This is a genomic window from Paraburkholderia strydomiana, assembly GCF_031456815.1.
Classification (GTDB): Bacteria; Pseudomonadota; Gammaproteobacteria; order Burkholderiales; family Burkholderiaceae; genus Paraburkholderia; species Paraburkholderia caledonica.
On record NZ_JAVDVL010000010.1, the window covers coordinates 24,267 to 44,901 of the forward strand.

At 64.0% G+C, this 20,635-nt stretch carries 16 protein-coding genes; 3 read left to right on the forward strand and 13 right to left on the reverse strand.

Features of this window, described 5'->3' with window-relative positions:
- Window positions 1-4 precede the first annotated feature (4 nt).
- Both phnX and J2W46_RS24235 read right to left on the reverse strand, forming a co-directional pair.
- Window positions 5-808, reverse strand: coding sequence for a phosphonoacetaldehyde hydrolase (gene phnX / locus J2W46_RS24230; protein WP_020066148.1), 804 nt, complete (start codon window positions 806-808; stop codon window positions 5-7).
- A gap of 74 nt (window positions 809-882) precedes the next feature.
- Window positions 883-2,133: a 2-aminoethylphosphonate--pyruvate transaminase gene (locus J2W46_RS24235; RefSeq protein ID WP_310356880.1), complete on the reverse strand. Its 1,251-nt coding sequence runs from the start codon at window positions 2,131-2,133 to the stop codon at window positions 883-885.
- A 133-nt stretch (window positions 2,134-2,266) separates the two neighbouring features.
- Here J2W46_RS24235 and J2W46_RS24240 point away from each other — a divergent pair, with 133 nt between their 5' ends.
- Window positions 2,267-3,145 (forward strand): LysR substrate-binding domain-containing protein, encoded by an 879-nt coding sequence (locus J2W46_RS24240; RefSeq protein WP_310356882.1) that lies wholly within the window; start codon window positions 2,267-2,269, stop codon window positions 3,143-3,145.
- 174 nt (window positions 3,146-3,319) lie between these two features.
- Here the strand turns inward: J2W46_RS24240 and J2W46_RS24245 are convergent, their stop codons facing one another.
- Window positions 3,320-4,066 carry a glucose 1-dehydrogenase gene (locus tag J2W46_RS24245; protein WP_310356885.1) on the reverse strand — a complete coding sequence of 249 codons (747 nt, stop codon included), beginning with the start codon at window positions 4,064-4,066 and terminating at the stop codon, window positions 3,320-3,322.
- Between the two features lie 605 nt (window positions 4,067-4,671).
- Here J2W46_RS24245 and J2W46_RS24250 point away from each other — a divergent pair.
- Complete coding sequence (locus tag J2W46_RS24250) at window positions 4,672-6,012, forward strand: TAXI family TRAP transporter solute-binding subunit (RefSeq protein ID WP_310356887.1); 1,341 nt, start codon at window positions 4,672-4,674, stop codon at window positions 6,010-6,012.
- A 56-nt stretch (window positions 6,013-6,068) separates the two neighbouring features.
- Here J2W46_RS24250 and J2W46_RS24255 read toward each other — a convergent pair whose 3' ends face one another.
- Window positions 6,069-6,950 (reverse strand): ProQ/FinO family protein, encoded by an 882-nt coding sequence (locus J2W46_RS24255; protein WP_310356889.1) that lies wholly within the window; start codon window positions 6,948-6,950, stop codon window positions 6,069-6,071.
- Between the two features lie 159 nt (window positions 6,951-7,109).
- Between J2W46_RS24255 and J2W46_RS24260 the strand changes: the two genes are divergently transcribed.
- Entirely contained in the window at window positions 7,110-8,021 is a 912-nt protein-coding gene (locus J2W46_RS24260) for a LysR family transcriptional regulator (RefSeq protein WP_027804331.1), read from the forward strand.
- A gap of 48 nt (window positions 8,022-8,069) precedes the next feature.
- Here the strand turns inward: J2W46_RS24260 and J2W46_RS24265 are convergent, their stop codons facing one another.
- The 9 genes from J2W46_RS24265 to J2W46_RS24305 form a co-directional block, all read right to left on the reverse strand.
- Window positions 8,070-9,455: an MFS transporter gene (locus tag J2W46_RS24265; protein WP_087754564.1), complete on the reverse strand. Its 1,386-nt coding sequence runs from the start codon at window positions 9,453-9,455 to the stop codon at window positions 8,070-8,072.
- A 79-nt stretch (window positions 9,456-9,534) separates the two neighbouring features.
- A complete protein-coding gene (locus J2W46_RS24270) occupies window positions 9,535-11,283 on the reverse strand; it encodes a GMC family oxidoreductase (protein ID WP_310356892.1) in 1,749 nt (582 codons plus the stop codon).
- A gap of 46 nt (window positions 11,284-11,329) precedes the next feature.
- Window positions 11,330-12,136, reverse strand: a complete 807-nt coding sequence (locus J2W46_RS24275; RefSeq protein ID WP_310356895.1) for an enoyl-CoA hydratase/isomerase family protein — start codon at window positions 12,134-12,136, stop codon at window positions 11,330-11,332.
- Between the two features lie 5 nt (window positions 12,137-12,141).
- Window positions 12,142-13,746, reverse strand: a complete 1,605-nt coding sequence (locus tag J2W46_RS24280) for an AMP-binding protein (RefSeq protein ID WP_310356899.1) — start codon at window positions 13,744-13,746, stop codon at window positions 12,142-12,144.
- On the reverse strand, window positions 13,739-14,284 hold the full coding sequence (locus J2W46_RS24285) for a (2Fe-2S)-binding protein (RefSeq protein WP_088174380.1): 546 nt from the start codon (window positions 14,282-14,284) through the stop codon (window positions 13,739-13,741). Before J2W46_RS24285 ends, J2W46_RS24280 begins: the two co-directional genes overlap by 8 nt.
- Window positions 14,285-14,304: 20 nt before the next feature.
- Entirely contained in the window at window positions 14,305-15,126 is an 822-nt protein-coding gene (locus J2W46_RS24290) for an FAD binding domain-containing protein (RefSeq protein WP_288824737.1), read from the reverse strand.
- On the reverse strand, window positions 15,123-18,188 hold the full coding sequence (locus J2W46_RS24295; RefSeq protein ID WP_310356905.1) for a xanthine dehydrogenase family protein molybdopterin-binding subunit: 3,066 nt from the start codon (window positions 18,186-18,188) through the stop codon (window positions 15,123-15,125). The genes J2W46_RS24290 and J2W46_RS24295 overlap by 4 nt, the downstream gene beginning before the upstream one ends.
- Window positions 18,185-18,841: a UbiX family flavin prenyltransferase gene (locus tag J2W46_RS24300; protein ID WP_310356908.1), complete on the reverse strand. Its 657-nt coding sequence runs from the start codon at window positions 18,839-18,841 to the stop codon at window positions 18,185-18,187. Before J2W46_RS24300 ends, J2W46_RS24295 begins: the two co-directional genes overlap by 4 nt.
- A complete protein-coding gene (locus J2W46_RS24305; protein ID WP_310356910.1) occupies window positions 18,834-20,318 on the reverse strand; it encodes a UbiD family decarboxylase in 1,485 nt (494 codons plus the stop codon). The genes J2W46_RS24300 and J2W46_RS24305 overlap by 8 nt, the downstream gene beginning before the upstream one ends.
- Between the last annotated feature and the right edge of the window lie 317 nt (window positions 20,319-20,635).

The following is a 20,635-nucleotide window of genomic DNA, read 5'->3' on the forward strand; positions in this document are numbered from 1 at the left end:
GCGCTCAGGGCCGCTCGCCTCGCGCGAGCCGCGCGTCGATATCGTGAACGACCGGCATCAGATCCGCGACGCTGTCGATCACGTAATGCGCGCCCGCAGCCCGCAATCTTTCGACCGCCGCGTCCCGGCGCCGCGCAAAGTCAGCGGGCGCGAGCGCCTTCACGTCGTCTTCGGCCATCCCGAACGCGTTGCCGCTCACGGCCACGCCAACGGCCCACGTGCCGCCGTTGATTCCTTCTTCGATGCCGACCTCGGTATCGTCGACCTTGATCGCCTCTTTCGCGCGCCACACGCCGAGTTCCGGCAGCGTCTTGTAGATCATGTAGGGTGACGGCCGCCCTTCCGGCGTGTCGCCCGTGCAGACGATGCTGTCCGGCGAAAAGCCCTGCGCTGCCGCGCCCGGCACGATCTCCGCCATGATCTCTCGCGTGTAGCCGGTCGTCGTGCCGATGCGGATGTCGTCGCGGCGCAATGCGCTCGCCACTTCGGCAACGCCCGGAATCACCGAGCTATAGCTCGCGGCCACCGCAATGTTTTTCGGCACGAAGACGTTGTAGACCGCGTCGATGTCCTCCTCGCGAGGCGCATGCCCATACTTGTCCGCCCATGCCCGCGAGACGCGTGGCAGCGCCATCAGCGCCGCGATGTGCGGCCGCTTGGCCATGCCCATCGGTCCGCGCGCTTCGTCGATCGTGATCGATACGCCGAACTGCTCGAACGTTTCGACGAACGCGCCCATCGGCGCAAGCGAACCATAGTCGACCACCGTGCCGGCCCAGTCGAAGATCACTGCTTTAACGTGTTTCATTGACTTCCGTTTCGTATTGCCGCGTTGGTGGGACTACGTTGCGGCCAGGTTATGGTCAGGTCGCTGCAGGTTGTTCAGGCGGCTTCGGCGAGCACCTTGCGCTCTTCGAGCGCAGCCGCGGGCGGCGCGGCGTGATTGACGCCCATCGTTCGCAGCGAGTTTGCGCACGCCTTTACGACGCGGCGCATCACATGCTCGTCCACCTGCCCGATACAGCCGATCCGAAAGCTCTCCACCACCGTCAGCTTGCCCGGATAGATGATGAAACCCTGCTGCTTCATCAATTCATAAAACCGCTCGAAGCTGAACGAAGGATGCGCCGGCGAGAAAAACGTCACGATGACCGGCGAGCGCCAGCGCGTGTTCAGAAGCGGCTCGAAGCCGAGTTCGTGCATGCCCGCGACCAGCACGTCGCGATTGTTCGCATAGCGCGCGAGACGCGCCGGCTGCCCGCCTTCGAGTTCGTGTAGACGCAGCGCCTCGATAAACGCGGCCACCGTATGAGTCGGCGGTGTGAAGCGCCACTGGCCGGTGCGGTTCATCACGTCCCACTGATCGTGCACGTCGAGCGCGAGCGAATGACTGCGTCCGCGCGCATCCTCTAGCGCGCTCTTGCGCGCGATCACGAAACCGAAGCCCGGCACGCCCTCGATACACTTGTTCGCCGACGACACAAACGCCTCGCAGGCAATATTGCGCACGTCGAGCGGCACGGCGCCGAATGCGCTCATCGAGTCGATCAGCAGCTTGCGCCCTTTGGCCGCCGTGACCGCGGCGATTTCCTCGATTGGATTGAGAATGCCCGAGCTCGTTTCGCAGTGCACAGCGACGACATGCGTAATGCTCGCGTCCGCGTCGAGCATGCGTTCGACTTCCGCGGCGCGCGGCGGCAAATAATCGCCCTTGTCGAGCACCGTGTGCGCGCGGCCGAGGTAGCGCAGCGTGGTCGCAATGCGCTTGCCGTATGCGCCGTTGGCCAGCACGAGCGCATGGCCGTCGCGCGGAACCAGGCTGCCCAGCATGGCTTCGACGCAATAACTGCCGCTGCCTTGCAACGGTACGCAATCGTATTCGCCGCCTTCGTCGCCGGCGATGTCGAGCAGCCGGCCGCGCAGGTGAGCGGTCATCGCGCGGAAATCGCCGTCCCACGAGCCCCAGTCGCGCAGCATTGCCTGCTTCGTCGACAAAGCGGTAGTCAACGGGCCTGGCGTCAGCAGATACGGTTCGCCTTGTGACGGTTGGTCCATCGCGGGGTTGCCCTGTGACGGCGCGCCTGTGGCGCCTGTTTGCGCTTTCGCCGGGGAACTGCCAGTCGCGCTTTCCATGCCGGAACTCCAGTCTTGCTGGTTTGGATAGCGCCTACAGTACCGAAACGCCATGCATCGGTAAAATCGATATAATCGATGCCTATATCGCAAATACTTATACCTAGCCCATTCCAATGCCACGGAGGCTTACGTGCAATACGCGCAATTGCGGGCGTTTCATGCGGTGGCCGAACACGGCGGATTTTCACGGGCGGCACAGGCGCTGTCGCTTTCGCAACCGGCGGTGTCGGATCACGTGCGCAGACTGGAGCAGGATTACGGCGTGAAGCTGTTCGAGCGCGGACCGCGCGGTGTCGAAACCACCGAACTCGGGCTGCGCCTCTTCAGCGTGACGCGGCATATGCTCAGCTGCGAGCGCGACGCGCGGCAATTGCTCGAATCGGCCGGCGGGCTGGAGTCAGGTTCGCTATCGCTTGCGGCAGACGCACCGGATCTCGCGGTCGCGCTCATCAGCGCGTTTCGCAAGCTGCATCCGGGCATTGTGGTGACGCTGTCCATCGCCAACGCGGCGGACTCCATGCAGCGGGTGCTGTCGAGCGCGGTGGACGCGGCCATTACCGCCGCGCCGCAGGTGCACAGCCGGCTCGAATCGCGCGTGCTGCGGCGCGATCCGCTGGTAGCCATGGTGCCGGTGCGCTATCCGGTCGCGAAAAAACGCAAGCTGAGCTATCGCGAACTCGTGCAGCAGCCGATGATCTTTCGCGAGCCGCAATCGGTCACGCAGCAACTGCTGGAGATCGAACTGGTGCGCGAGTCGCTGCAAGTGGAGCCGGTCATGTACGTGGACGGCCGCGAGGCGCTCGAAGAAGCGGTGGCTCAGGGCATGGGCGTCGGTGTGATTGCGCGGGCGGAATTCAATCAGTCGCGGCGTATCCGGATGATCCCGCTCGACGATTGTCAGGTGCGGATGACCGAATCGCTCACGCGGCTCGCGGAGCGGCCGGGGTCGAATCTGCTCGATGCGTTGTTTGCTGTGCAGTTGCCGGGCATCGAAACAATGACTGTGTGACAGCGGCAAGCGGCGTTTATTAGCGGCGCTTTATTAGCGGCGCTTTATTAGCGACGTTTTCCGCGACCTTCTGCGCCGCTTTCCTTCGTGCCGCTTCTATTCAATCTATACGACGCATTCGAATCGGTGTCCGAATCAACGGCGCGCGCCACGTTAAAGCGCGCGCTGTTTTTCTTAACGTGATCCGCCGCTTGCGATCAGGCTTTCGCCGGTGAGCCAGCGTGCTTCGTCGGAGGCGAGGAACGCGACGACCTCGGCGATGTCGTCCGGTTGACCGATGCGGCCGAGCGGCGTCGTGCTCACCGCCCACGTTTCCAGGTCAGAACCGATAAAGCCCGCGCTGTGCGTGCCTTCGGTCGCAACCATGCCCGGATTCACCGAGTTCACGCGAATCTTGCGCGGCCCGAGTTCTTTCGCAAGCACGCCCGTGATGCCGTCCACCGCGCCCTTCGTCGCCGTATAGACCGCGCTTCCCGGCGGCGTGATGCGGCTCACAACCGAACTCACGTTGACAATGCTGCCGCCTTCGCCCAGATGCTTGACCGCTGCCTGCGTGACCAGCAGCAGACCCAGAACGTTCACATTGAAGTGCTTATGGAAATGCTCTTCGGTGATCTCTTCGATCGTCGAAAACCCGTACACGCCGGAGTTGTTGACGAGAATATCGAGGCGGCCATACGTCTCCACCGCTGCGTCGACAATGCCTTTCGCATCCGCGGCTTTCGACACGTCGCCTGCCACCGCTACCGCTTTGCCGCCGGCGGCGGTGATGGCGGCGACCACGTCGTCGGCGCCGGCCTTGCTCGACGCGTAGTTCACCACCACCGACGCGCCGTGCGCGGCCAGGCTCTTTGCGATCGCCGCGCCAATACCTTTCGATGCACCCGTTACAACTGCAATCTTGCCTGCGAGCTTGCTCATGATCGTATGTCCTTGAGTTGGAGTAGCGCCTGAGTGCTGCCGCGACGATTCGCGGCATTCACGCTGTTTCAGCAGAACTGCTGCGGCGCTGGCACTGGTCACAATGTAAGCAAGGCGACCATGCGGATAAAGCGGCTCGCGGCGAAAAGATACGTCGGGACAGCCGAACAATCGCCGAGCAATCGCCGAACGAACGCCGAACGAACGCCGAACGAACGCCGAACGAACGCCGAACGAACGGCAAGCGGACTGTAAGGGGATGGTTTGCCGGCCTGACGGCGCGACTTCAGCGTTTGCGCCCGAGCACGATATGCATGGCGATGCTCAACAGCACCGCTAACGCACCCAAAGTATCCAATGCCGCAGACAACACGATCGTCTCCTTGCTAGCGTAGTCACTGCTTGAGGAACGATTGGCTACCTGACCGATTAAAGGACTTTTGCGGAAATTCGGCAACTGCGCGGGCTCGACTCGGCGGCATGGCCGCCTGGCCGCCTGCGCTCGGCATCGGGTCGCACCGCGTCGTCAATAGAGCAAACTGCCGACGACAACTCTGCCTGCTGCGGTGGACAATGCCCTATCCCGGCAATCGCACGGAACGCCTATGAAAGCGCAGCGTCCGCATCGTCCTCCGCAGTTCCCTCGCGATGCTCCGCACGCCGAGTGGCGCGATCACACGCTGCCTTATATCGTCGTGGCAGCGGTGATCCTGCTCACGGTCTCGCTGATCGTGTGGATCGTCGACCCCGCTCCGCCGAAGACGATCACGCTGAGCGCCGGACCGCACGACAGTTCGTTTGTCATCGCCGCCGATCAATATAAAAAGATCCTCGCGCAAAACGGCGTGACGCTGAAGGTGCTGGAGTCCGACGGCTCCGTGCAGAACCTGAAGCGTCTGCTCGACCCGAAGCAGCACGTCGACCTCGCGCTCGTCCAGGGCGGCGTGGCGGACGGGCTCGATACGTCGTCGCTGATGTCGCTTGGCAGTGTCTTCTATGTCCCCGTGGTCGTGTTTTATCGCGGCACGGGCGTGACGCAGCTGTCCCAACTCGAAGGCAAACGCATCGCGGTGGGCCGCGAAGGCAGCGGCACGCGGCTGCTCGCGCTCAAGCTGCTCGATGCAAACGGCATCGAACCCGGCGGTGACACAACGCTCATGCCGAGCGACGGTCTGCAAGCGGCCACGCAACTCGTCAAGGGCGAAGTGGACGCGGCGATCCTGAGCGGCGATTCCGCCACGCGCGGGCTGATGCTGCGCCTGCTTCGCGTGCCGGGCATTTCGGTGCTGAATTTCGACGAAGCCAGCGCCTATACGCGACTCTTTCCGTATCTGGATCAGATCGATCTGCCGCCAGGCGTGCTCGATCTGCGGCACAAAATCCCGCCTGAGACCGTGCATCTGATCAGCCCGACGGTCGAACTGGTGGCGCGAACCGATCTGCATCCGGCAATCTCCGATCTGCTGATTGAAGCGGCGCAGGAAGTGCACGGCATGCCGGGCCTATTACAGCGTGCGGGCCAATTCCCAAGCCCGATCGCGCATGAGTATCAGATCAGCGAAGACGCGCAACGCTACTACCGCACGGGCAAGAGCTTTCTGTACCGGACGCTGCCGTTCTGGCTCGCGAGCATCGGCGACCGCACGCTCGTGTTGCTGTTGCCGGTGGCCGTATTGCTCTTTCCCGCGATGCGGCTGATCCCGGCGCTGTATGCGTGGCGAGTGCGCTCGCGCATCTACCGCTATTACGGTTCGCTGATTGCGATCGAGCGCGGCGCGCTCGCGCAGACAACCGACGAGGAGCGCAAGCGGCTCTTCGCGGAACTAGATCAGATCGAGGAATCGCTGAATCGGCTGCGCATGCCGTTAGCGTATGCGGACGCATTCTATGTACTGCGCGAACACGTCGGATTCGTGCGCGCGAGACTTGCGGCTGCGGCGCACTGAGTGAGTGGCCACGGTGATAAGCGGCCACCGTGCGGTTTCAGGTGGCCGCTTCTACATCATTCAGGCTTCAGGTCGGCCGGAGTGGTCTCCGACACGTTGGCGGATTGCGCAGCAACTTTGTCGTCAGGCGACGCATCCGCAGAACCGGCTTGCGCATTCTTCTGGTCGCCTGGCTGTGAAGCTTCGAGCGGAGCGTCTTTCGGAGCGTCCTGAGCGGCTTCTTGAACCGGTGCGGCAGCATCGACGGAACCTGCGGCAGGCGTTTCTTTCTGCGAATCGGCCGACGCAGCCGCCGCCTTCGCGCTCTTCGCAGCGCGATGGGCCTGCAAACGTTGCGCGCCCGCTGCTTCCTGCGCCGTGACCTTGCCGGCCTCCGCGCCCGTTAGATCCACGCGGGCCGCGCCTTCGACCAGCGACTTCCAGTAGCGGCTGCCACGGCACCAGGTCTTGATCGCGTCGCGCAGTTCAGCTTCGCTCAGCGACAGGTCCTTCGCGTGCACCACGAGGTCTTCGAAGATGCCGACCTTCAGCGGCAGCTTCGGCGCCGGGTTCTTCGGGAACGCATTGGGGAAACGCTTTTGCAGACGCCCGATGGACTTCACCACCGGATCGACCGGTTTGGCGTCTGCCGCGGGCGCCGCTGCGGGCCTTGCCGCGCCGGCGCCAGCACCACCGCCACGGCGCTGATGCGACGGCTTGCCGCCAGGCCGCCGGTCCGCCTTCGCGCCCGGCGCTGCGCCGGAGTTCGCGGAGTGCGCCGCATTGGAAGGCTTGGCGGGCTTCGCACCAGGCTTGCCGTCATTCCTGGCATCGCGCCGTGCGTCGGACCTGCCCTCGGCCTTTGCGCCGGACCGGGCCTCGGCCTTTGCGGCAGGCGCAGACTGGGCGCGTGCCGCGGCCAGTTGCTTCTTCAGTTCAGCAAGTTGTTCGAAACCCATAGCGCACAACCAATCGAGAAAGACGAGATTGTAGCAGCGCTCGGTAAGACCTTCGTGACGGCGTTGCAACGCTGTCCGGGCCGCCGCCGCGAGCTTTGCACCGGCTTGCGATTACACTCGACATTTCAGGCATATTTTTCCGGCTGGCACTCGCGCTTCATGGACCTCAGGCAAATCCAGTACTTCATCGCACTTTTCGAGGACGGCTCGGTCACGCGGGCAGCCAAGCGGCTCAATATCGTGCAGCCGGCGCTCAGCATGCAGATTTCGAAGCTGGAAGCCGAGCTGCATCAGAAGCTGTTCGAACGCGGGCCGCACGGCATGACGCCGACCGACGCCGCGCGCCAGATGTATCGCCTCTACACGCCGATCATGCGCGACATCGAGCGCGCGCGTGAGCAGTTGAGCCGGCGCGATGCGATCGTCACTGGCCGCGTCGCGCTCGGCATGGTGTCGTCGGAGGCGGAAAGCGTGCTGCCGGAATCCCTCGCAAGATTCAACGCGATGTTCCCGCAAGTCGAGGTATCGGTCGCGGACGGCTTCAGCGCGCAACTGATCGACGCGGTCGAAGCGGGTCGGCTCGACGCAGCCGTCATCAACAAGCCGCGTGGACGCCTGACACTGGACGTCGTGCCGCTACTCGACGAAGAGATGGTGCTCGTGACGAGCGCCGCGCTCGGTCCGCAGCTGCCGCCGACACTCGAGCTTGCCGCGCTCGCCGACGTGGAACTGGTGCTGCCCACACGGCGCAACGGCTTGCGCGGCGTGCTCGACGCCGCGCTCCTCGCAGCCAATGTGGTAATCAAGCCGAAGTTCGAGATCGACCTGCTGAATACGATCGTGCAGTTCGTCGAACAAAGCAGCGTGGCGACGATCCTGCCGCGCGTCGTCGTGCAGCGCAAAGTCGATCAAGGGGTGCTGTGCGTGCGTGCAATCACTTCGCCGCCCATCGTGCGGCACATTATCCTCGTGAGTCATCCGAAGCGCCCGCTCGGCCCGGCCGCGCTGGCGCTCATCGACATCATCACCGAAGAGATCCGCCGGGTGACGACCGGCACGGCGCTCGCCTGAGCGCCGTGGTCTTCGCAGCAAACGAAACGCTAACGTGCTGCCGGTGCTTCATACCGGTTCGCGAACCGCACCCTGATCGAGCTTGCCGAGCGTTTCCGGCACGATGAACGCGCCGATCAGAAAGATCACGCTGATCGCGCCGACAAAGATCGCGAGCGTCAATGGCAACTGGCTCGCATCTTTTGCGACGAGCGAGACCGCCGTCGGCATCATCCCGCCGATAGCGAAGCCGATATTCCACGACAATCCGGTTCCGGTCGCGCGAATCGCGGTGGGAAAGCGCTCGTTCAGGAAGATCAGAATCGGCGCGTAACCGGCACTGCCGAGCGCGCTGAGTATCACCGCATAGACGCCGACCATCGTGATGCTGGATGCGCCCGGCAACAGCAGGAACAGCGCGGGCAACGCGAAGAGACGAATCAGCCCGAGCCACACGAACGCTGTCTTGCGGCCGATAAACGTGCTCAGGTGTCCAGCGGCGACCGATGCAATCACCACCGCTACGCTGCACAGCATCAGGATCGCCGCGGCGGCGCCGTTCGGCGCGTGGGTCACCACTTTCAGGAAAGTCGGCAGATAACCCGACGTGAGGTAATAACCGCTGCCGCCGCCTACCGTCAGCAGCAGATTGACCAGGAGGATCGAGCGGTAGTCGCGCGAAAACAGCGTGCGCACCGGCGAGCGCACCACTTCGACTGGCGCCTTCACCGCCGACGTGGAGGCAGCCGCGGCCTTGGCGGCTTTTTCAGCCGCGAGCTTTTTCCACAGCGGCGATTCTTCGAGGCTGCTGAACACGAACAACCCGAGCACCGAACTGACGATGCCGGTGAAGAACATGCAGCGCCAGCCCCAGACTTCGAAGAGTTGGCCGGGAAACAGCGTGGACATCGCGAGATACGTGAGCGACGCGAGCAACGCGCCGAGCCCTGCTCCGCCACCGCCGATCAGTCCCGATACCGCGCCGCGATATTTCGGTGCGACGGATTCGGTGCCGATCGTATGAGTCGACGCCACCACGCCGCCCACGAACACGCCCTGCACGAGACGCAGCACGAGAAAGATGATCGGCGCGGCGAGACCGACCTGCGCGACGGTCGGCAGTGCGCCGAATGCCGCAGTGGAAAGGCCGACGCCGACCACGGCGATGATCATCGCGCCCTTGCGTCCGTGGCGGTCCGCATACGAGCCGAACCAGGCCGAACCGAGCGGGCGCATCAGCAACGTCACCGCAAACGACGCGTAAACCGCCGCGAGCGACAGCATCGCGTGATCGGATGGAAAGAACAGCCGCCCGACCACTGGCGCGACGAACAGCAACACGAACAGGTCGAACAGATCCAGTGCCCAACCCAGGCACGAGGCGAATACTGCACCCATCACTTGCCGCTGATCTATCGCGGGCAAGGCGGCGCTATTTTGCGCTGCTAAGGACATCGTCATCTCCTTGACTGTCTGCGGACGTCTCTCGATCGTCCGCGATTTGGCGCACGTTCTTTCGCGTGCTTGGGTGGTGTTAAGAAACCTTGAGGAATGCGTGGCGATAATCGGCGCGGCTCGCAATGTCCGCATGCCCGGGAAGACGCCGCGCGAGTATTGCGTCGGCGATCTTCTCGGCCATCATGATGGTCGGGATGTTGGTATTCGCGGACGGCAGTCGCGGCATCAACGACGCGTCCACGACGCGCAAGCCCTGTGCACCGCGCACGCTGCCCGCCGTATCGGTGACGGCCGCCGGATCGCTGGCGTCGCCCATGCGGCAGGTGCCGCTCGCATGCCAGACGCCGAACACGTTCGCGCGAATGAAATCCTCGAGCGCGGCCTGATCGGCGAGCAGATCCCCGAGCCGCTGACCACGCGTGAAGAAGCGTTCGATCAACATGCGCCGCAGCGGCGCGGGGCCGTCGAGCAGACGGCCGAGCAGCGACGTGAGCAGCGCATTGCCCGCGCTGACCCGGCTCAGCGCTTTTACCCGCGCGGAAAACGCAGCGGGAAAGAAGTCGCGGGAGTTCTCTCCGAGCCCCGAGGCCGCAACGATTTGCGCGAGCGTCCGCACGCCACAGGCAAGCCGCGCGATATCGCGCGGGTCGTCGAGCAGATTCAGATCGACGCGCGGCGGCGCGGCGGGATCGGCGCTAACGAGTTGCACGCGGCCACGCGAATGAGGTCGGTTGCACCAGAGAAAGAAGAGGCCTAGCCGGTTGCCAAGTTCATGCCAGGCGGCGCGGGTCGCACTCGACAGATACAGGTCCGACGCTTCGCCGCCCGCGATGCCCGAACTCAGGCGCGCGGCCATCATGCTCGCGCGTCGCCGCGACAACGGCATGCGCAATTGCGGCGCGAGAAAATGGCAGAACGTGAGCGACGGATGATCCTGCAGATTACGTCCCACGCCCGGCAAATCGATGACACAGTCGATGCCGAGTGCATTCAGCTCCTCCTTGGGGCCGATGCCTGCGTGCATCAGCATCGCGGGCGACTGCAGCGCACCCGCGCACAACACGACTTCGTTCGCGTTGAAACGAACGCGCTCGCCGTTGCGTGCGAGCGCGACCACACCGCGCGCCACGCGCCCTTCCATCACGATGCGCTCCACTCGCAGATCGGCGTGGATATGCAGATTGGTGCGCTTGCGCGTGGACTCGTCGAGATACGCGATTGCCGTGGACACACGGCGGTCGTCGAGATTCGAGAATGCGGCGGGAAAAAAGCCGTCGCCGAATTCGGCATTCTGGTCGTGCAGTGGCGCGACACCGTTCTTGCGCAAGCCGGTGGCGAACGCGTTGCAAAAGGGCGGCCAATCGGCAGGCATGATGCGCCTGATCGGCACGGGTCCTTCTTTGCCGTGCAACTCGCCGTCCGGGAAATCGACGTCGCGTTCGAGCTTGCGAAAATACGGCAACACGTCTTCCCAGCCCCAGCCGCTCGCGCCGTTCGCCGCCCACGCGTCGTAGTCACGCGGCAAACCGCGATTGGCCGACTGCACATTGATGCTGGAGCCGCCACCCATCACGCGGCCCTGTTCATAGACTCGCGGCGCCGAATCGCGCGTGGCGCGCGCCGTCAATTCAGGCCAGATGTACGTGTCGCCGCAAAACACCGGCAGTGGATAACTGTCGAGAATCTCCGGGGGCACGCGGCCCGGCGGCGTGTCCGCGCCGGCTTCGATTAGCGCGACGCGCAGCGACGGCACCGCGGAGAGGCGCTGCGCGAGCACGCACCCCGCTGATCCGCCACCGACAATCACGTAATCGAAGTATTCCATCTGCGTGTCTCCTGAATCGTTTTATGTGCTACGGCACCGCGGTTGTTCAACTGCCGCGAAACACCGGCTTGCGCTTGCCATGGAACGCCTCGACGCCTTCGCGGAAATCGTCGGACGTGCGTAAGCGGCTATAACAATGTCCTTCGAGTTCGATTGCGATCGACAGCGGCGCGTCCTCGGTATCGTTGAGCAGCTTCTTCGCGGTTCGCTGCGCGAGCGGCGAGAACGCACGCAGTTCGTCGACGAGCGCATCGGTGGCCGCTTCGAGTTGCGCGTCGGCCACGCACTCGACCGCGATGCCCCACTCGTATGCCTGCTTGCCCGGAATGCGGCGCGAACGCATCACGATGTCCTTGGTGCGGCCTATGCCGACCATTTGCTGCAAGCGCGCCGATCCGCCGGAGCCGGGAATCTGTCCGAGCTTCTGTTCAGGCAGCGCATAGAAACTGGTGTCGGTCGCAATCCGGAAGTCGCAGGCGAGCGACAATTCGAAGCCCACGCCGAAGCAGAAGCCGCGATTGGCGGCAATCACCGGCTTCGAGCAGCGCGCCGGCGCCGCGATATTCCAGGCAAGCTTCGACACGTGTTCCGGCGAGGCTTCCAGGAAGCCCTTGATATCGCCGCCGCTCGAAAAATGCTCGCCCTTCGCGCGCACCACGATCACGCGCACGCGCTCGTCTTCGTCGAGTGCCTCGAAGGCTGCGCGCAACTGATCCCGCGCATGCATCGAAATCACGTTGAACGGCGGCCGGTGCAGAACGATGTCGGCGCGCTCGCGTTCGGCGTCGATCTCGATCGAAAAGCCGTCGAGGTCTTGCAGCAGGCTCTGGCCGCTGTGGGTAAGCTCGGTCATGAGAATCACTCCTTGTTGATTTCGGTTTGCTTCTGAATCGTTTCGTTGCCGCGCTGGCGATCGCTCTCGCCGTTGCTCTCGTCTGTCAGGTATTCACCCGCGGACAGCTTGCGGCGCAAGATCTTGCCGACCGGCGACTTCGGTATATCGTCCACGAACACGTATTCGCGCGGGCGCTTGAAGTTGACGAGGTCCGACGTGCGGCAATACGCATCGAGCGTTTCGGCGTCGACGTATTCACGCCGTTTGATGAAAGCCACCACGCGCTGGCCCCACCGTTCGTCCTTCACGCCGGCCACCGCGACGTCGTCCACGGCCGGATGCAGCGAGAGCACCGACTCGATATCGACCGGGGAAATGTTCTCGCCGCCGCTGATGATCATGTCGTCGACGCGGCCGGACACATACAGATCGCCGTCGCAGTCGATATAGCCTGTGTCGCCCGTGAAATACCAGCCGTCGCGCAGTGATTTCGCGTTCGCGTCCGGCCGGTTCCAGTAGCCTTCGAACGCTTCGTCGCCCAGCAGGTCGACGATGATCTGGCCTTCTTCGCCGACGTCCGCGAAATCGTCGGGCGTACCGGCGTCGAGCTTCACGACCCGCAGACGTGTGTTGATGCCCGCGCGCCCCGCGCTGCCCGGTTTCTTCGTCGCGTCCTGGTCGATACTGAATGTGTAGACTTCTGACGAGCCGTAGTGATTGACGAACAGTTGCGGTTCGAACGCCGCCGAGAGCCGTTTGAGCAAGCCATCGTTCATCGGCGCGCCGGCGAAGCCGAGCTTCGTCACCGTGGACGTATCCGTCGACGCGAACGCAGGGTCGCCAAGCAGATCGTGATACAGCGTCGGCACGAGATAGAGGCACGTGACCTTGTGACGCGCGATAGCATCGAGCGCGAAACGCGCATTCCAGCGGCGCGCGCAAACGAACGTGCCGTCCACGAGTGCCATGGCGAGAAGCGAGCGAACGCCCATCGTGTGATAAAGCGGCATCACGCCGAGCGTGCATTCGCCATGACGGTAGAGGTTTTGCGCCACGTGCGCGAGCGCTGCCGCGCGTTCCTGCCGGTGACGCCGCGGCACGCCCTTCGCCTTGCCCGTCGTACCCGACGTATAGAGGATCAGCGAATAATCGTCCGCGACGGCATGTGCATCCGCGTCGGAGTTCGCGCGGCCGGCAACCTTTGTGAGCAGGCTGTCGAAGCCCGCGCTGCGCCCGGGCGCAACGTCGAGTCCGATACGCGGCACCTGTTGCGCTGCAGGACTTTGCATCACCGCCTCGGCCGACACCGGCTCGTAGACGATTGCCTTCGCGCCCGCGTCGCTCACGCAGTAATCGAGCTCTTCGGGTTTTGCACGCCAGTTCAACGGCACGATCACGATGCCCGCAAACTGACACGCCCAGTGCAGCGTCGCCATTTCCCAGCGGTTTTGCAGCACTACAAGCAAGCGGTCGCCGTGCGCGAGGCCAAGTCCACGCAGACCGTCGGCCACATCGACGATGATGTCGTGCCACTGCGCATACGTGAGCGCAAGCTCGCCGTCCACGAGTGCCAACGCGTTCGGACTGCGCTCGACGCTTTGCAAAAATGTACGCCCGAGATCAAGCATGGCTCGCCTCCAGCGCGTCGCCCGTCACGTTGCGTTGCCGGCGGCGCGCGGCCACGTCGAGCACGGCCGCGACGATCGGCGTATAGCCGGTACAGCGGCACAAGTGGCCGGAAAGCATGTCGCGCACCTGCGCTTCGCTCGGATCGGGCACGCGTTGCAGATAGTCGGCGCACGACATCAGGATGCCCGCCGTGCAAAACCCGCATTGCAATGCGTGATGGCGTTGAAACGCTTCCTGCAGATCGCCGAGCACCATGTCTGGCGCAAGACCTTCGACAGTGTCGATACGCTGCCCTTGCGCCTGCACGGCCAGCATCAGACAGGACCGCGCCGCAACGCCGCCTACGTGAACGGTGCACGCACCGCAGACGCCGTGCTCGCAGCCTACGTGCGTGCCAGTCGCCCCCAGTTCGTGACGAATGAAGTCGGACAGCAGATCGCGCGGCTCGCAATACGCGCTCCGTTCCCGGCCGTTGAACGTCAGCGTCACGCACTGACGTTCGTCTCGCCGCACGACTTGCGGCAGGCCGTCTGCCACTTTTCCGTTGGATGTGTTGCTCACTTTGCCTCCTCTATCACGCGCCATCCGAGTTGCCGGACCAGATGCCGGCGATAGCTCGCACTGATATGCGCGTTGTCCTGCGCGCCCAGCTTCCAGCTCAAATCGTTCAACGCCCCGCGCAAATCGTCGCCGGACAGACGCGGCCATTGCTCGACCACCGGCCGGTCCGCCACGCCGCCCACGGCGAGACGGATGGCATCGTCGGTGACCACTGCGGCGCACGCGACAATCGCGAAATCGCCATGACGTGCCGAGAATTCCGCGAAGCCATAACGCTCGCCTTCGCGCTTTAGCGGAAACCGCACCGCTTCGACGATTTCGTCGGGCTCGCGCGCAGTCATCAACATGCCCTGAAAAAACGCGTCCGCCGAAAGCACGCGTGGCTTCTTTTTCGAGCGCAGCATCACGTCGCCGCCAAGCGCGCTCAGCACGAGCGGCAGTTCGGCGCTCGGGTCCGCATGCGCGATCGAGCCGCACACGGTGCCGCGATTGCGAATCTGAAAATGCGAGATGTGCGGAAAGGCCATTGCGAGCAACGGCACTTCATCGCGTAGCGACGCGCGCCATTCGACGCTGCCTTGCGTCGCCGCCGCGCCCACCGTCAAAGAACCGGCTTTGCGGTCGACGCGTACCGAGTCCAGTTCGCTGGTGCGCGAAATGTCGATCAGCATGCGCGGTTGCGCGAGCCGCATGTTCAGCACGGCCATCAGCGATTGGCCGCCCGCGAGCACGCGTGCGTCTTCGCCGTGTTGCGCCAGTGCGTCGAGCGCATGTTGCGCGTTCATTGCGCGCAGGTAATCGAACGGCGCGGGTTTCATCGTTGTCTCCTGAAGCGGGCCAACAAGCGCGACAGCCACGAACCGCCGCCCTCACCAGAACTGTGGGCAGACGCCGCGAGCGGCTTGCCCGCGGCCTGGCGTCCCAGCGATTCGAACAGCTGACGCAACACGACTTTCGCCGCGCCTTCCAGCATGCGCGCGCCGACCGCCGCGACCTTGCCCGAGACCTGCGCCTCGTAGTCGTACGAAAGACGCGTGCCGGTCGCGATAGGCGTCAGTTCGACAAGACCGCTGCCACGCGCACTGCCCAGCGACGAAATGCCCGCGCCCGCGAGGCGCAAACGGTGCGGTGCGTCGATCTCCGACAAACCGATCTTTGCCTCGAACCGCGCCTTGATCATGCCGACACCCACCGTCACGTCCGCGCGATACTGGTTCGGACCTTCGGTTTCGAGTGCGTGACAGCCGGGAATCACCTTCGCGAGCGCGTTCGGATCGAGCAGCACGGCAAACACGGCTTCGGGTGTCGCGGGCAGATCCACACTGCCTTGCGCGGTCAGCGCCTTGCCGCTGCCTGACATCGCCGGGTTCTTCGGCGCGGGCGCTTCGCGCAACTCAGGGCGCGAGGGTTCAGGGTCGTCGATGCCGATCAGCGCCATGACTTTCGAAGGCGTAAGCGGCAAACGGATGTCGTCGACGCCGAGCGCATCGGCCACCGCATTCGCGATGCATGGCGGCGTGCTCATGTTGTTGCCCTCGCCGAGTCCCTTTGCTCCGAGCGGCGTGAACGGCGACGGTGTTTCCAGATGCACGATCACCGGATCGGGCACTTCGCACGCGGTCGGCATCAGATAGTCGGCAAGGGTGCCCGACTGGAAGCTGCCGTCCGCGCCATAACGGAACTCTTCCATCAGCGCCGCGCCGAGTCCTTGCGCGAACGCGCCGCGAATCTGGCCGTCGGCGAGCGCGGGATTGAGCAAGGTGCCCGCGTCGTGCGCGGTCACATAGCGGTCGATGCGCACGCGGCCCGTTGCGCGATCCACTTCGACCCCGCACATGTCGAACGCAAAACCATAGGCTGCCGACGTATTGACGCGATCGTTTTCATCGGGTGCCGCCATGTTCGGCGGATTCCAGAACACCGTCTCGCGCAACCCGGGCTCCTCGCCCTCGGGCAGCAACGCGGGCGCCCAATGCGGCGCATTCGCGGCGACCCGGCCAAACGGTTGTGCGCGATCCTCCGCGCCTTCCGCGAAGATGCGGCCGCCCTCGAAGCGGACATCTTGCGGCGCACAGTTCAGTTGCTTCGACACGATGCGCGCGATCTTGTCGCGCACGCGCATGGCCGCGAGATGCACAGTGCCCGCGACCGCGCCCGCAAAGCGGCTCGAATAATTGCCCGCGGCGACCGACCACGCGTCCTTGTGCGTATCGAATTCGACGTTGACGGCCACCTCGTGCGGCGCAATGCCGAGCACATCGGCCACCACCTGCGCGCATACCGTCATGTGGCCCTGGCCCGCAGGCGTCGATGCAATCGTCACGACGACGCCGCCGAGCAGATCCACGCTGACCGTCGCGCTGGCAATCGCGCCGCTTTTTGGACCGGCCTTGCGACGCGCATCAGCGGGCATCACGGTCGTGATGTAACCCATGTTCGAGATCGACGGCTCGACGATCGCCGAGAAGCCGATGCCGTACAAGCGCCCTTCGCTACGTGCGGCCTCGCGGCGGGCACGCAGTTCGTCGTAGCCGCCTTCGTCGAGTGCGCGGCGCAACGCTTCCTGATAGTTGCCGGAATCGAGCAGCGCGCCTGCCGCGGCGCGATACGGGAACGCATCGGCGCGCACGAAGTTGCGGCGATACACGTCGAGCACATCGAGCCCGAGTTCGACGGCGATCCGCTGCATGAGCCGTTCGAGCGCGAAATACACCTGCGGTCCGCCAAACCCTCGCACGAGTCCGGTGGGCGTCTTGCTGGTCAGCACGACGCGGTTGCGCACGAGCAGATTGTCGATCGCGTAGGCGCCCGTGAGACACCCATGCATGCGATAGAAGGTGGCGGGCTCCGGCGCACGCACATATGCGCCGCAGTCTTCGAGTTGATCGTAGGAAAGCGCGGTGATGCGGCCGTCGTTTTCGACCGCCGCTTCGAGAGTGGAAAGGCGCGCCGTGGCGGACGTCGCCGCACTCAGATGCTCGAGCCGATCCTCGACCCATTTGACCGGCGCGCCGGCCTTGCGCGACGCGAGGCACATCAGCACCACATACGGAAACACCGCCTGCTTCACGCCGAAGCTTCCGCCCGAATCACGCGGCGCCTTGTGACGCAGACGATTCGCCGGCACGTTCAAGGCCATCGCCATGACCGCGTGCAGCGAGAACGGCCCCATGAAATTCGACGTGACGTCGTAGCCTTCGTCGCCAGCAAGATACTCGGCAATCACCACGCCGCATTCGATCGGCGCACACGTATTGCGCGGATAATGCGCGACCAGTTTCACGCGGTGCGGTGCCTTTTCGAACGCCGCCTCCGGCTCGCCGTACCGGAAATGCCGGTCGCTGATCACGTTGCTGCCCACCTTCTCATGCAGCACCGCGGAGTTATCCTCGACAGCTTCCTCGATCGACGTAACAGGTTCCAGCGTCGCGTATTCGACCTTGATGAGATCGAGTGCGTCTTCAGCGAGAGCGCGCGTTTCGGCCAGCACGACCGCCACCGGTTCGCCGACATACCGCACGCGGTCCATCGCGAGCGCCCACTGCTCCATTGGCGATTTGATGCCGACCACGAACGGGCGCGACCATGCGCGCAGATCGTCCCGCGTGAGAATCGCGCGCACGCCTTGCAGTTGTGCCGCCGCTTGCGTATCGATTGCAAGCAGTTCCGCATGCGCGTGCGGCGAGCGCAAGACCGCCGCGTGCAGCGTGCCGGGACGCACGCCGATGTCGTCGCCATAGCGGCCCCGGCCCGTGAGAATCGCGGGATCTTCGAGACGCTGCATCGGACGCCCTACGTGACGCTGTACGCCTTGCGCGGCGTCGGCCTCGCGGTCCTGTGTGGCCGCATCGGCGGTAGTTACCAGATCGCGCTGGTTCATTGCTCGCCTCCCGCTTGCCGTTGCGCGAATTCGTCGGCGAGGCCGCTCCAGCGTTGGGCGATCTCGCCGTGCTCGATACCGAACAGATCGAGAATGCGCCCGACTGTGTGATCGACCACGTCTTCGATTGTTTTTGGATGCGCGTAAAACGCGGGCACCGGCGGCATCACGATCGCGCCCATCTCGGTCGCGTGAGTCATATTGCGCAGATGCGCGAGATTCAACGGCGTTTCGCGCGCGACCATGACGAGGCGGCGACGCTCCTTGAGCATCACGTCGGCAGCGCGCGTCAGCAGGTTGTCGGCGAAACCGTTCGCCACGGCGGCGAGCGTTTTCATCGAGCACGGTGCGATCACCATGCCGGCCGTGATGAACGATCCGCTCGCCACCGCCGCGCCGATATCGCGCACGTTGTAGACCACGTCGGCCAGACTATCGAGGTCGCCACGGGTCATGCCGAGTTCTTGCGCAGCCGTGACCGCGCCCGATGCCGACACGATCAGATGCGTCTCGTGTGTGCCGAGACGGCGCAATGCAGCAAGCAGGCGCGCGCCGATCAGCGCGCCGCTAGCGCCTGAAATGCCGACGACGATGCGCTGCGTCCGAGCCGCGCGCAGGTCGTGCCGGTTAGTGTCGAGCGTCGCTTCAGACATGACCGTCACCGAGATAAGCGTCGAACGCGGCGTTATCCGCCGCGACGAGTGCGTTCAGATCCACTGTGTCCTCACCGGGAATCCGCACGCGGGTGAACACATGCGACGCATAGGCAACCGGACGCGTCGCGTCGAGTCCCATCTTCGCGCTGATGCCCTGCAGATACGCCGGTGCGTCCTCGGGCTGGCCGACGGTAGTCGACGGATCGAGTGGCGAACCTTGCGCACCTTCGATCACGACGAGATCGCGATCCGCCTGGAAGCGCGTGGCAATTGCCCATTCGATTTCGGCGGGATCGTGCACATCCACGTCCGTATCGACCACGACCACCTGCTTGATGTCGTAATGCGCGCCGAATGCGCACAGAATCACGTTCTTCGCCTCGCCCTCACGCTTCTTCTCGAACTGCACCCACAGGTGATAACGGCACACTCCGCCTACCGACAGGTGCACGTCCTTCACGTTCGGATGGCTGCGTTGCAGATGCGCGAGCAGCGTCGCCTCGCGTGGAATTGCGCCGAGCAGCAAATGCTCCATCTCGGCGGGCACGATCGTATGAAAGATGGGGTTCGTGCGATGTGTAACGGCGGTGACCTCGATCACCTCGCGCGCTTCCTGTGCGCTGTAGTACTTCGGGAACTCGCCGAACGGCCCTTCCATCTCGCGCACGTTCGGCAAGATGCGGCCCTCGATCACGATTTCAGCGAAAGCCGGTACATGTACTCCGTTGCTCACGCATTTTGCGACCGGCAGCGGTGCGCCATGCAACGCGCCGGCGATCTCCAGTTCGTCGGAGTCGATTGGAGAAATAGCTTGCGACGCAAGCATCGTGAGCGGATCGACGCCTATCGCAACGGCCACGTCGAGCGCGTCGCCGGCCGCTTCTGCCGCTTTCTGGAATGCGTGAAGATGACGCGGCAACAGCAGAATCGCCATGCGGTCCGCAGCGTGCACCTGAATCCGGTTGATCGACACGTTCTGCACGCCGGTACGGGGATTGCGCGCAATCACGAGGCCCGCGGTGATGTACGGGCCGTTGTCGTGTTCGCTATGTGTAGGAATCGGCAATAGCGCGTGAAGATCGATATTCTTCGTATGTACGACCTCTTGGCACGGCGCTTCGTCGCGCGGCACGAGTCGCGATGCGAGCGGATGCTCCGCAGCATCGCTAAAGCGCGCGAGTAATTGACTTTCGTCCACCCCGAGCGCTTCCGCGATCCATGCGCGCCGGGACATGAAGCCGCTCACCACCGGCACGCGATGACCGCCTGGTCGAGCGAAAAATGCCGCCTGCGTGCCGTCCAGGCGCTTGGCAATCGCCGCCAGTTCGTGTTCCAGCGCGACGGCCTGGTCGATCGTCGCGAGGCGTCCGCTGCACGCCAGATGCGCGAGCCAGTCGCGCAAAGCAAGGGCTCCGCCTTTGCGGGCCCAGCTCGGGTCTGAGGTGTCGTGCGGGGCGGCATCACGTGTATTCATCTGCGTCTCCATCGATGACTGGCTTCATGCCCTGCTTGAATTCCGCTTCATGCCGGAACGGAGCGCCAGTTGATGATGAAAGCGTAACGAGATCCGCGTATAACTTCTAATATGGAATATTGATGCTTCGAATCATTCCCGATGATATGGGTGTTAGCACCAATGACAGCAGTTTGTAGGCGGGTTATCAATCAACCATCCGTATGCAAGGGCATATGCACGAGTCTGTTCACCCTTGTTGATGGCGTGCCGTCCGGTCCGCTGCGCGTGTTCTGATAAGCCGCGCCCCGCTCATTACGTTTGCTGATGTTTTACTC